Origin of the sequence: Microtetraspora sp. NBRC 16547 (assembly GCF_030268965.1) — a bacterium.
GTDB lineage: Bacteria > Actinomycetota > Actinomycetes > Streptosporangiales > Streptosporangiaceae > Microtetraspora.
The window spans coordinates 119936-132916 of sequence record NZ_BSSE01000005.1 but is presented as its reverse complement, the minus strand read 5'-3'; the positions used below and the strand labels follow the sequence as shown (position 1 = coordinate 132916).

At 72.6% G+C, this 12981-nt stretch carries 7 protein-coding genes; 6 read left to right on the top strand and 1 reads right to left on the bottom strand.

From position 1 onward, the window contains the following. Positions 1–28: 28 nt before the first annotated feature. On the bottom strand, positions 29–1411 hold the full coding sequence (locus tag QSK17_RS10025; RefSeq protein WP_285704295.1) for an FAD-binding oxidoreductase: 1383 nt from the start codon (positions 1409–1411) through the stop codon (positions 29–31). A 195-nt stretch (positions 1412–1606) separates the two neighbouring features. On the opposite strand from QSK17_RS10025, the gene QSK17_RS10020 reads away from it, so the two are divergent. The 6 genes from QSK17_RS10020 to QSK17_RS09995 all read left to right on the top strand — a co-directional run bounded on the left by QSK17_RS10020 (position 1607) and on the right by QSK17_RS09995 (position 12940). Next, positions 1607–4984: an ATP-binding protein gene (locus QSK17_RS10020; RefSeq protein ID WP_285704294.1), complete on the top strand. Its 3378-nt coding sequence runs from the start codon at positions 1607–1609 to the stop codon at positions 4982–4984. An 87-nt stretch (positions 4985–5071) separates the two neighbouring features. Continuing rightward, positions 5072–6475 carry a GTPase HflX gene (hflX, locus tag QSK17_RS10015; RefSeq protein WP_285704293.1) on the top strand — a complete coding sequence of 468 codons (1404 nt, stop codon included), beginning with the start codon at positions 5072–5074 and terminating at the stop codon, positions 6473–6475. Positions 6476–7131: 656 nt separating this feature from the next. Further along, a complete protein-coding gene (gene hutI / locus QSK17_RS10010; protein WP_285704292.1) occupies positions 7132–8340 on the top strand; it encodes an imidazolonepropionase in 1209 nt (402 codons plus the stop codon). A gap of 38 nt (positions 8341–8378) precedes the next feature. Further along, on the top strand, positions 8379–9233 hold the full coding sequence (locus QSK17_RS10005) for a DegV family protein (RefSeq protein ID WP_285704290.1): 855 nt from the start codon (positions 8379–8381) through the stop codon (positions 9231–9233). A 318-nt stretch (positions 9234–9551) separates the two neighbouring features. Next, positions 9552–10319 (top strand): ComEA family DNA-binding protein, encoded by a 768-nt coding sequence (locus QSK17_RS10000; protein ID WP_285704289.1) that lies wholly within the window; start codon positions 9552–9554, stop codon positions 10317–10319. Next, positions 10316–12940, top strand: a complete 2625-nt coding sequence (locus tag QSK17_RS09995; protein ID WP_285704288.1) for a ComEC/Rec2 family competence protein — start codon at positions 10316–10318, stop codon at positions 12938–12940. Before QSK17_RS10000 ends, QSK17_RS09995 begins: the two co-directional genes overlap by 4 nt. Positions 12941–12981 lie beyond the last annotated feature (41 nt).

The window sequence follows — 12981 nt, the reverse complement described above, 5'->3', positions numbered from 1 at the left end:
ACGCGGCCGGACCCGGGCGGGAGGGGCGTCAACCCAGGACCGGGTGGTTGCTGCGGAACACGCCCCGCGGGTCGCGGTCGCGCTTGACGTCCCGCAGCCGCGCCAGCACGTCGCCGGGGAACGCGGCCGCCGCGCTCTCCCCGTGTGCCAGGAACGTGAACGGCTTGCGCCCGCTCGTGTACGGGGTCAACGCCCGCGCGATCGACGCCTGGCGGTCCCTGATGGGCCCCGCCGCCTCCGGAGTGGCGAGCACGCCCAACATCCCGAGCAGGTACGGCTCCTCGATGTGGCCGCAGGCTCCGCCGTTCTCCGTCGGCCGCGCCAGCGCTCCCCCGAGGTGGCGTACCTGCACGCAAGCCAGCGGAGCGACCGTGCCCGGACCCGACGACGCCAGCAGCGCCGCGGCCGCGGCGTCGTCGAGCGCGGTCAGCAGTTCGCCCCGGAACAGGGAGGGCGTGGGCTCCGTCGGTTCGGCGCAGACGCCGCCGAGATGCGCCACCTCGATCCGGTCCCTCGTGTCGAGGATCGCGCCAGGGATGGCGTCGAACTCGCGCAGCAGCGCCCGTCCCTCCTCCGGCTGGCCGAGAAAGGTCACGTCGGCGGTCACCGCCGACAGGCCGCGCAACGGCTCGGGTACGTCCGGGAGCGGCGGGAACTGCAGCAGCTGGAACCACACGCTCAGCTCGTCGGGAGCCTTCGCGGTGACGGAGCGGAATGCCGTAAGCACCTCCTGGGCGCGCGCCGCCGGCCACAGGAGGCGCCCGCCGTACAGGGACGGCGCCGGGTGCAGATCGATCTCCATGGCGGTCACCAGCGCGAAGTCGCCGCCCCCGCCGCGCAGCGCCCAGAACAGGTCCGGATCGGAGGCCGCCGTCACCCGGCCGCGGTCGCCGTGGGAGTCCACCACCTCGAAGGCGCGGACGCTGTCGGCGGCGAAGCCATACGCGCGGCTGAACCAGCTCAGCCCGCCGCCCAGGGTGAAGCCGGTCGCGCTCACAACCGCGGTGCTGCCCGCCAGGCCGGTGAGTCCGTGCTCGCCCGCCGCCGACAGGACGTCTCCCCAGGTGGCGCCCGCCTCGACGCGGGCGGACCGCAGCTCGGCGTCCACCCGCACGCCGCGCATCCTGCCGGTCCTGAGCAGGATCGCGCCCTCAAACCTTGAGGGTGCGTGGCCGTACGGCTGCGTGGCCACGCCGACGCCGGCGAGCCTCGCGACGGCCGCGACGGCGGCCGCGTCCGCGGCGTCCTCCGCGTCCACCACCGCGAGCACGTTCTGCTCCACCGCGGGGTCCCAGGGAGCGCGTGCGACGTCGAAGCCCTCGTCGCCCCGGACCAGTACCCGTCCGCGTACCGAGCGGCGGAGGTCGTGCCCCAGGGACGTCAGGTCGTCCAGACCCGTCGTGCCGCTCATGCTGTCGTCCATGTCGTTCGTGTCCCTCTCTCGTGAAGTGGCGGTGCCGTGATCGAGAGTGGACCTGGGCCTTTGCGGCATTCATGAAGTCTGGTTGCGGATTGGCTGGCAACTCCGCAAGCCAGATCCAAGCGGGGGATTCCGGCCCGTTCCCAGGAAGCTTTAAGCTTGCGTGGCCGATTAGATGGGAACGCCATGAACTCGTTGTTCTTTCGGCTTTTCGGGCACTTCGAGGTGGTTTCCGGAGACGGCGGGCGGTTGGACCTGGGGTCGCGGAAACAGCGCGCGGTCCTTGCCCTGCTCGCGCTCGAACCCGGGCGGATCGTCTCACTCGACCGTCTGATCGACGAGATATGGGCCGACGAGGCGCCATCGAGTGCCACGGGAACGCTCCAGGCGTACATCTCGCATCTGCGGCGGGTCCTCGAACCCGATCGCCCGCCGCGCACGCCGCCCACGGTCCTGCTGACCCGCGAGCCGGGCTACCTGCTCGCCGTCGCGCCCCGGCAGGTCGACCTCTCGTGCTTCACCTCGTGGGCGGAGGAGGGCCGCCGGGCCACCGCCGAGCGCCGGTACGGCGCGGCACTGGAGACGCTGGACCGGGCGCTCGGCCTGTGGCGGGGTGAGCCGCTGGCGGAGTTCGCGGAACAGGAGTTCTCCCAGCCGGTGATAGCCCGCCTCACCGAGACGCGGGTCCTGGCCACGGAGGACACGTTCGAGGTCAGGCTCGCCCTGGGCGACAGCGGATCGTGCGTCGCCGACCTCGAACGCCTGGTGGAGGCCCACCCGTACCGCGAGCGGTCCTGGGGGCTTCTCGTGCTCGCCCTCTACCGGGCGGGACGGCAGGCCGACGCCCTGGGGGCGCTCCGCCGGGTCCGCGCCCTGCTCGCCGACGAGCTGGGGATCGAGCCCGGCCCCGAGCTGCGGCGCGTCGAACAGGCGGTGTTCGACCAGTCCCCGTCACTCGACCAGTCCCCATCACTCGGCCAGTCCTCGTTGCTCGACCAGTTTTCAGCAGTCGACCTGTCCGTGTCGCTCGACCCGCCTCTCCAGCACGCCACGCTCTCGACCGCTGAGCCGAAGGCGCCCCGGCTCCACTCCGAGCCGCTCATCGCGCGCGCGAGCCATCTCGGCCGCATCGCCGACCGGCTCGGTGACGTACGGCGCGGCCGGGGCGGGGTCGTACTGGTGACCGGCGAGGCGGGCATCGGCAAGACTCGCCTCGCCCAGTCCGCCGCCGAGGAGGCCGAGGCACGGGGGATCTCCGTCGTCTGGGGGCGCTGCGTCGAGGACCACGGGGCGCTGCCGTTCTGGCCGTGGCTGCAGGCGCTGCGCGCCCTGGGCGAGCGGGGCGAGCGAGCCGCCGGGATCCTCGCCGGAGAGGGAGCGGACGCGTCCGCCGACCCGGGCGCGGCCCTCTTCGAGCTGTACGAGCAGGTGCTCTCGGCGCTCACCGCCACGGGCGGTCCCACCCTCGTCGTCCTTGACGACCTGCACGCGGCGGACGCCTCGTCGCTGCGGCTCCTCGGTTACATGGCGGGCGGGCTGCGCCGCGGATCCGTGCTGGTCCTGGCCACCCTGCGGCCCGAGCCGGGCACGGATCCGGAGCAGCTCAGCGAGACCCTCGCCGCGCTGGCCCGCGAGCCCGGAACCGAGCGCATGATGCTTCCCCCGTTCACCCAGGAGGACGTCCAGGCGTTCCTGGAGAGCCGGGACCTGGCCGATCCCGCGTTCGCGCGCGTCCTCTACCGGCGTACCGGCGGCAACCCGTTCTATCTGGGGGAGTTACTTCGGCTACTGGGCAGCGAGCACCGGCTCGACACGGCGTCGCTCGGGGTGCCGGAGGGCGTCCGCGAGGTGATTGCCCGGAGGGTCGCCCGGCTGCCGGACCCGACCCGGGAGCTGCTCGCCTCCGCCGCCGTCCTCGGCCGCGACGTCGCCCTCGACGTGCTGGAGGCGTTCACCGGAGTCCCCGCCGAGGAGGTGATGGCCCGGCTCGAGCCGGCCGTGGCCACCGGGCTGCTGGTCGAGACCCCGGACGGCGTCGACTACCGCTTCTCCCACGCGCTGGTCAGGGACGCCCTCTACGCGGCACTGGGCCGCCTGGAGAAGGCCCGCCTCCACCTGCGGGCCGGTGAGGCGCTGGAGTCCCTGCCGGTCGGGGGCGGCGCGGCGCGCTTGCCGCTCCTCGCCCACCACTTCGCCATGGCCGCGCGGATCGGCGGGGCGGGCAAGGCCGTCGAGTACGCCGCCGCGGCCGCCCGGCAGGCCACCGCCCAGCGGGCCTACGACGAGGCGGTCGAGCTCTGGGAGAAGGCGCTGCTCGCGCTCGGGCAACGTGACCCGGCCAGGAGATGCCGACTGCTCGTCGAGGTGGGCCGCGCCCGGCGGACCATCGGCGACACCGTACGCGCCCGCGTCGCCATAGACGAGGCCATCGAGGTGGCGGCGAGCCAGGGGGACCGGGGCGCGCTGGTGGAGGCCGCGACCGTGTTCGGCACGCTCAGCGTCTGGAACTGGCGACCGTACGGCGTGGTCGACGAACGGGCGGTCGCCCGGCTCGAGGACCTGCTGGCGGGTCCGCTGGACGACGCCCACCGGGCCGCGCTGCTCGGCACGCTCGGCATCGAGCTGAACTACGGGCCCCGGCGGGCCGAGGGCGAGGCGATGGCGGCGGAGGCCGTGGAGATCGCCCGGCGGGTCGGGAACCCCGCGCTGCTCCTCCAGGTCCTCAACAACTACCTGATCGCCGCCTGGGTGCCCGAGCGCGAGCACGAACGAGTCCGCGCCGTCGAGGAGATGCTCGCGGTGCCCCGGCTCCCCGCGAGCGCCGAGCTCGTCGCCCGGATCCAACGACTGCACTGCATGTTCAGGATGGGCGAGCTGGCCGAATGGGACCGCGACCTGGCGCGGGCCGAACGCCTGCTGCGCGAGGTCAGGAGCTCCGAGCTGACCGCGATGGTACGGGTCGCCGAGGCGGCGCGGCTGACCATGGAGGCCCGGTGGGAGGAGGCCGAACGCCTGACAGACGAGCTGCGCGAGATCTTCGGCGCCGGCACGATATGGGGGCTGAACTACGTGCGGCTGTCCGTGCTCTACACCTGCCGCAGGGGGCAGGGCCGTGTCGCCGAGATCATCGACGACATGGTCGCGGGGGCGGCGGAGCCGACCATGGAGCCACTGCGCCCCATGGCCGTGCTCGCGGCCCTCGACGTGGGAGATCGCGACCTGGCCCGGAACCTGATCGCACGGTGGGGCACCCCCGTGCCCGAAGACTGGTCGGGCGAGTTCGCCGCCGTCGTCTGGTCGTACGTGACGGCCGAGCTGGGTGTCCCGGATCCGGCGCGGCTGTACGGCCTGCTGCTGCCGTACGCGGACCGGCTGGCCGTGAACGGCAGCGGGACCGCGGGGTGGGGGTCGATCCACCAGGCCCTGGCCAAGCTGGCGGCGGCGATGGGCGACCGCGAGCCGGCCCTGCGCCACGCCCGCAGCGCGCTGGAGGCGCACGAGCGGCTGGGTTTGCGGCACTGGTCGGACGAGAGCCGGAGGCTCCTCACTGACCTGGGCGGATAAGGGGATGCGTGATCGCGGGGCCGCGTGTCACCATCGTGGGGAAGACACCAGGGGTGTCGACGTGTTGGTCTAGTAGAGATGACATTTATGCGGAACGAGCCCGAAGACCTCGCCATCGGCGATTACGAACTAGAAGAGCGCCAGGCGCTCCGGCGCGTGGCGGGTCTGTCGACAGAGCTCGAAGACATCACCGAAGTCGAATACCGCCAGCTGCGGCTCGAGCGGGTCGTCCTGGTAGGCGTGTGGACCGGCGGCACCGTCGTCGATGCGGAGAACTCGCTCCAGGAGCTGAAGCTCCTCGCCGAGACCGCCGGCTCCGAGGTCCTCGAGGGCCTGATCCAGCGGCGTGACCGGCCGGACCCCGCGACCTACATCGGGTCGGGCAAGGCGGTCGAGCTGCGCGACATCGTGGCCGCGTCCGGCGCCGACACCGTGATCTGCGACGGCGAGCTCACCCCCGGCCAGCTGCGGCAGCTTGAGGAGGTCGTCAAGGTCAAGGTCATCGACCGGACCGCCCTTATCCTCGACATCTTCGCCCAGCACGCCAAGAGCCGCGAGGGCAAGGCCCAGGTCGAGCTGGCGCAGCTCCAGTACCTCATGCCCCGCCTGCGCGGCTGGGGCGGCAACCTGTCCCGGCAGGTCGGCGGTCGCGCCGCCGGCGGCGTCGGCATCGGCGGCCGCGGCCCCGGTGAGACCAAGATCGAGCTGGACCGACGGCGCATCCGCGAGCGGATGGCCAAGCTGCGCCGGCAGATCAAGGAGATGTCCACCGCACGGGAGACCAAGCGCTCCCGCCGCACCAGCCGCCAGGTTCCCGCCGTGGCGATCGCCGGTTACACCAACGCCGGCAAGTCGTCGCTGCTCAACCGGCTCACCGGCGCGGGCGTCCTGGTCGAGGACGCGCTGTTCGCGACCCTCGACCCGACGGTGCGCAAGGCGCACACGCCCGAGGGCCGCCTGTTCACGCTGGCGGACACGGTCGGGTTCGTCCGGCATCTGCCGCACCAGCTCGTCGAGGCGTTCCGCTCGACGCTGGAGGAGGTCGCCGACGCCGATCTGATCCTGCACGTGGTGGACGGCTCGCACCCCGACCCCGAGTCCCAGCTCGCCGCGGTGCGTGAGGTCCTGGCCGAGATCGACGGTGCCCTGGACGTGCCCGAGGTCGTGGTCGTCAACAAGGCCGACACGGCGGATCCCGTCGTGCTCGCCCGGCTGACCATGAAGGAACGGCACAGCGTCGTCGTCTCCGCCCGAACGGGCTTCGGCATCCGCGAGCTCATGGCGCTGATCGAGCGCGAGCTGCCGCGGCTGGACCGCGAGGTCCACATGCTGGTGCCGTACGACCGGGGGGACCTGATCGCGCGGGCGCACCAGGAGGGCGAGGTGCTCTCCGTGGAGCACACGGGCGACGGCACTATCCTGCACGCCCGGGTTCTCGGCGACCTGTACGCCGAGCTCGACCGGGTGGCCAAGCCGGTCGAGACGGTCTGACCCCCGGGACCCGATCCTTCGCCGCGACGCCGCTCCCCGCACGATTCTCCGGATGAGTGCGGGGAGCGGTGTTCTTCCCGGGGCGCCTCACGCTCTCCGACAGAGGGTTTCGCCGCTTTCTCCTGCGAGTCGTCTCACGTTCTTTAGCGGTCCCCGTTTCGTACACTCCCGTCACATTCGCGACATTTCGGGACTTTTTGGACATTTGGCGCGAAAGCAGGACTTAGGCGGCTAAAAACCGAAATGGTGGCTTATTCCCGTTGGCCTTGCTATGGTTTGGCAAGTCTTATGCGACATTCTGTGCGGGTAACATGGTCACACCATCGAGTGCTGTTACGCGTGGGAGACCAGCGTGATCGCCGTCTCTGAGCAGCGGAGACAGGGCCGGATGCGACAGGAAATGCGGCCAGGCCGCCCCGAGGCCACAGAGGGAAGCCGCGTTCTTCCCAATAACCCTGTACAGCAAGCCGACCTGTGAAATAACGTAACTGGACTGAAATCGCCTGGGTCCTCGATCCTGGCGACAGGGTCATCGCACGAAGTGCGCGATGAGGCAGGAGACCCCCGATGACCTCCGGACACCGAGTGGACCCGGCGGGCGCATCGCCCGCGAGCGGCATCTTCTCGTTGTCCCCGGCCTCAAAGCAGGTGGTCGGATGACCGTTCGCCTCCTGACCAACATCGGCCGGCTGTGGACCGGCCACGACGTGTGCAGCAACGCGGCCATCCTGGTGCACGGCGACCGCATCGCCTGGGTGGGCCGCGCCGCGGACCTGCCGCAGAGCGTTCCCGGCGTCGTCGACGACATCGTCGACGTCGACCACGTCGAGAACCTCGGCGGCGCGCTCGTCACCCCCGGGCTGATCGACGCGCACACGCACCCCGTCTACGCCGGGAACCGGTACGCCGAGATGGCGATGCGATCCGGCGGCTCGACGTCCTCCGCCATCACGGCGGCGGGCGGCGGCATCCTCTCCACGATCACCGTGACGCGCGGCACCGACCCGTGGACGCTCTGCAACGGCGTCCGCGAGCGGCTGCGCGAGTGGCTGCTCGGCGGCACCACGACCGTCGAGGCCAAGACCGGCTACCACCTCACCCGCGACGGCGAGCTGGCCGACGTGCGGCTGCTCCGCGAGCTCGAGAAAGAGCCCATGATGCCGCGGGTGCACGTCACTTTCCTGGCCGCCCACGTCGTCCCGCCGGAATACTTCGGCCGCCAGCGGGACTACGTCGAGGCGGCCGCCGCGTGGTGCGCGGACGCGGCCGCCGCCGGAGCCGACAGCGTCGACGTCTACTGCGACGAGGGACACTTCGGCACCGACGAGGCCCGCTGGGTCCTCGCCTCCGGACGCAACGTCGGCCTCCTGCCCCGCATCCACGCCGGCGCGTTCAGCAGGCGCGGGGCGGTCCAGCTCGCGGCCGAGATGGGCTGCGCCTCGGCCGACATCCTGCACCACACCTCCGACGAGGACATCGCGCTGATGGCGCGGTACGGCGTGCCCGCCGTCGTGTGCCCCGGCACCGCCCTCCAGCACGGCCAGCTCCCGGCAGTCCGCCGGATGCTCGCCCAGGGCGTCCCGATCGCGCTCGGCAGCGACCACAACCCCGGCCACTGCGGCATCACCTCGATGTCGCTCGTGATCAGCCTGGCGGTGGCCGCGTTCGGGATGAGCGTGGGCGACGCGCTGCGCGCCGCGACCCTCGGCGGCGCGCAGGTCCTGGGCGCGCCGGACCGCGGGATCCTCACGCCGGGACGGCTCGCCGACATCGTCCAGTGGGACGCCGACCACGAGGGCGCCTTCGCCTGGTCGTTCGGCCTCAGGCCGCGCCGGGTCTGGCGCGGCGGCACCCCCGTCCAGTGACACGGGACCCGGAAGTGATCAGCGGGTAATCTCTTGCCATGCCGGTCGCCGTCGTCACGGACTCCACCGCCTATCTGGACGAGGCGGAGACCGCGATGCGGGGGATCATCGTCGTTCCGCTGCACGTGGTCATCGGCGGGCGGGAGTTCGACGACACCGCGGAGCCGGCGCTCGCCGGGGTGGCGGAGGCGTTACGCGACCACGCGCCCGTCACCACCTCCCAGCCGGCGCCCCAGCAGTTCGCCGCCGCCTACGCCGCCGCGGCCGCCAGGGGAGCCGACGGCGTGGTCTCCGTCCATCTCTCCGGCTCCCTGTCCGGTACGGCCGAGGCCGCCAGACTGGCCGCCAAGGACGCTCCCGTCCCGGTCGAAGTCGTCGACAGCGGATCCGTCGGCATGGGCCTCGGGTTCCCGGTCCTCACCGCGGCGGAGGCGGCCAGGAGGGGAGCCGGCCTGGCCGACGTGGCCTCCACGGCGAAGGAGTCCGCCGCGGCCACGCGTAGCTTCTTCTACGTCGACACGCTCGACTACCTACGGCGTGGCGGCCGGATCGGCGCCGCCGCCAACCTCCTGGGATCCGCACTCGCGATCAAGCCGCTGCTCCACCTCGCCGACGGCACCATCACGGTGCTGGAGAAGGTCCGGACCGCGAACCGTGCCATTGCCCGGCTGGAGGACCTCGCCGTCCAGGCCGCCGGTGACGGCGCCGTACGCGTCGCCGTGCAGCATCTCGGGGCGGGCGCGCGGGCGCGGGCACTGGCGGACGCCCTCGCGGCCCGGGTCTCGGCGGTGGTACAGGTGACCGTGCTCGAAGTGGGGGCCGTGATCGGAGCGCATGTCGGCCCCGGCCTGCTCGCCGTGACGATCGCGCCGGGCGGTCCACAGGCGAGCTGATTTCCACAGGGCACGCCGCGGGCCGGTCGCGGAGGCGTGACCACGCCTAACGTCACCCGCGTGCGAACCACGGAGCAGCCGGACCACCGCCTCGCCGCCGAGGCACGCCTCCGTCTCCTGTTGAGGACGCGGTCGGGCCGTCCGGCGTGCCGGCCCTCGGATTCGCGTGGCCGAGCCGAGGACGAGTCGCATCGTGTCGGCGAGAGACCGTCCACCTGGGGCGATCCGGAGCCGCCAGCCGAGGAACCGCTCCACCGGGCGGCGAAGGACGAGGAGCCGTGGGCGGATCACACGCCCGGGCCACCGCCGCCTGAGCGTGTGGGCTCCACCTTCAGAGAGAGCGCCCTGTCGAAGGGGCGAGCGCTGCTCAACGGAAGCGCGATGCTGAAGGAGACCGCGCCGCTGCTCGACCCCGGACGCCCCGGCCTCCGCGTTCTGGTGTTGCTCGGGTTGCTCGCGGCCACCGTGGCGGGGATCTACGCCTGGCGATCACAGCCGGTGGCCGAGCCCCTCGCGCCTCCGGTTCCGTCGGGTGCGGGGGCCATCAGCGCCGATCCCGCCAGTGCCGATCGCGCCGGTGCCGATCCCGTCAGGGGAGCCGCTGTCGCCGGGACCCTCGGCGATTCCGCCGCCGCTGGTGTTCCCGGGCTCGCGTCATCCTCGCCGGCATCGGGTGTGACGGTGCACGTCGCAGGCAAGGTGCGCAAGCCGGGCGTGCGCACACTCGCCATGGGATCCAGGGTCGTCGACGCCGTCCAAGCGGCCGGGGGAGCGCGCGCCGGAGCGTCCCTTGACGGCATCAACCTCGCCAGGCCTCTCGTGGACGGCGAGCAGATCGTGGTAGGGGTCCCCGCCGCGCCGGGCGCCCCACCAGGGACCGGTGCCGAGGGGGTCAGGACGCTCAGCCTCAACTCGGCTACTTTCGACCAGTTGCAGGACCTTCCCGGCGTGGGTCAGGTGCTGGCGCAGCGGATCATCGAGTACCGGAACGCCCATGGCGGCTTCCAGAGCATCGAGCAGCTCCAGGACGTCTCCGGCATCGGACCGCAGAGGTTCGCCGACCTGAAAGGCCGGGTCACGCCGTGAGCGGCCCCGGGCAGCGGTTCGGCTCCGTCTCCGCCCCGGCGGCGCTCGGGCCGCCATCCGGCGGCTCGCACCAGACCGCCGGGGGCGGCACCGCATGGGCCGCGGGGCATTCCCTGCGTCTGGTGTGCCCGGCGACCGTTTCATGGTTGGCCGCGCTTGTGCTCCTCGGGTGTTCCGCCACGACCGGTGCCGTCGTGGCCGCCGGTTCGGCATCCGTCGCGTTGCTGATCTGGGCGACGACCAGGAACGGCCCGCCGCGCCTCGTCTCCTGGCGTCGCGCGGTCGGTTCGGGAGATCGCGTGGGCGGCCGATCGCGCGGCCCCGTGGCCGGAACGGCTCTCGCGGCACTCGCCTGCGGCGCGGCGACCGCGGCGGTCGTGGCGTTCAAGGTGCACGGGGTCAGCACCGGACCGGTGGTGGAGCTCGCCGCACGGCGCGCGACGGTCACCGCCGAGGTCGAGATCGGCGACGACCCACGGGTGAGACCGCAACGGGGCGGTCTCACCCGCCGGGAGAGCGTCGTGGTGGAAGCTCGGATGGTCTCCATCGAGACCGGAGACGGCCCATCCGGCGGAACGCCGGGCGCCCGCTCCCGGCCCTCAGAAACGCGGCCCCTCGGACCGCCGGATTCGGTTGAGCCCCGGGAAGCGATCGAGCGCGGCGAATCGACGGACGCGAGCGGGCGGATTCTCGTCGACGTGCCCGTGGTCCTCCTCGCTTCGGGGGAAGGCTGGAGCATGCTGTCGCCCAGCCAGCGGATCCGGGTGCACGGGCGGTTGGGAACGGCCGAGCGGGGAGACCTGACCGCCGCCGTGCTGCTGGTCCGAGGCCCGCCGGAGGTGCTGTCCGGGCCCTCCGCGGTGCAGCGGGCCGCCGGAGCGCTGCGCTCGGGACTGCGGGAGGCGAGCGACGTGCTCCCACAGGGCGCGCGTGGCCTGCTGCCCGGACTGGTCGTCGGGGACGTCTCCCGTCTGGACGAGGAGATCAAGGAGAACTTCACCGCCGCGGGACTCAGCCATCTGACGGCGGTCTCGGGGGCCAACCTGGCGTTCATCGCCGGGGCCGCCCTGGTGTTCGCGAGGCTGGTGGGTCTCCCGCTTCCCGCGCGGGCGATCCTGGCGGTCGTCGCCATGGGGGGATTCGCCGTGGTCGCCCGGCCGTCTCCCAGCGTGGTGCGCGCGCTCGCCATGGGAGTCGTGGCCGCGCTCGCGATGGGCACGGGACGTTCCCGGGACGGCGTCACGGCGCTCTCCGCCACGGTGCTCGGCCTGATTCTCTTCAATCCCGGGCTCGCCAGGCAGTACGGCTTCGCGCTGTCGGTCTTCGCCACCGGTGGCATCCTCGTCCTCGCTCCCAGGTGGCGCGACCGGATGGCGTCGCGGATGCCCCGCTGGGCCGCGGAGGCGATAGCGGTCCCGGCCGCGGCGCAGGTGGCGGTCACCCCGCTGCTGGTGCTCATGTCGGGGCAGCTCGGCCTGGTGGCGATCCCCGCGAACCTGCTGGCGGGGCCCGCGGTGGCGCCGGCGACCCTGCTGGGATTCGGCGCCGCGATCGTCGCCCCGCTGAGCATGACCGTGGCCCAGGTGCTGGTCCGCCCCGCCGGGCTGGCGGCCGGCTGGATCATCGTCGTCGCGGAGCGCGCGGCGGCGCTTCCGGCGGCGACGATCGGCTGGCCCGGCGGTGTGCCCGGACTCGCGCTCCTGGCGGTGGCGGTCGTCCTGGTCTGGGTGGTCCTGCGCCGGAGGATTCGCCGGTACGTCGTGGCGGTGCTGCTCGCCGGAGCCCTCGTCGCCGCCCTCGTCATCGGCCCGGTGACCTCACCGTGGCCGCCTCCCGGGTGGCTGCTCGTCGCCTGTGACGTCGGTCAGGGAGACGGCATGGTCCTGTCCACCGGCCCGGGCAGCGCCGTGGTGATCGACACCGGGCCGAAGCCCGGGGATGCGAACCGGTGCCTGCACGATCTCGGGATCAGCAGGGTGCCGCTCCTTGTCCTCAGCCACCCCCATCTCGACCACGTCGGCGGGCTGGCCGGTGTGTTGCGCGGACGGACCGTGGGAGCGGCGGTCGTGAGCCCGGGACGGGTTCCGCAGAGCGAGAGCGCCCGCGTCTCGGTGGAGCTCCGCGCGCGGCGGATCCCCGAGTGGGTGGTGCCGCCCGGCGGCCGATGGCGGTTCGGCGGGACTGAGATCACGGTGGTCTCTCCCGAGCCCGACACGCCCAAGATGGGGTCGGCGGAAGGAGCCATCGCCAACAACGCCAGCGTCGTGCTGCTCGTACGCTGGTCCGATGAGAGAGGCACCCTCATCGGGTCGGCGCTGCTCGCGGGTGATCTGGAGACCGCGGCACAGGCCGGGCTGTGGCGCCGGGGCGTCCCAGAGGTCGATGTGCTGAAAGTGCCACATCATGGCTCTTCTCGGCAGGACCCGGCCTTCCTCTCCGCGACCCGGGCGCGCGCCGCGCTGATCAGCGTCGGCGCCGGCAACGACTACGGGCATCCCTCCCCGTTGACGATGGCTCGTCTGCACCTGCTCGGAATGCGGACCTACCGCACGGACCTCTCCGGCGACGTCGCGGTCATCGAGCGTGCGGGCCGTCTCGCCGTCGTCCCGCGCGGCAAATGACCGCCCGTCTCGCCGTCGTCCCGCGCGGCAAATGACCGCGT

Bases quoted from the DNA above. Each gene is read 5' to 3' on its own strand.
- QSK17_RS10025 (WP_285704295.1), bottom strand. From the start codon at position 1,411: ATGAGCGGCACGACGGGTCTGGACGACCTGACGTCCCTGGGGCACGAC.
- QSK17_RS10020 (WP_285704294.1), top strand. From the start codon at position 1,607: ATGAACTCGTTGTTCTTTCGGCTTTTCGGGCACTTCGAGGTGGTTTCC.
- hflX (WP_285704293.1), top strand. From the start codon at position 5,072: ATGCGGAACGAGCCCGAAGACCTCGCCATCGGCGATTACGAACTAGAA.
- hutI (WP_285704292.1), top strand. From the start codon at position 7,132: ATGACCGTTCGCCTCCTGACCAACATCGGCCGGCTGTGGACCGGCCAC.
- QSK17_RS10005 (WP_285704290.1), top strand. From the start codon at position 8,379: ATGCCGGTCGCCGTCGTCACGGACTCCACCGCCTATCTGGACGAGGCG.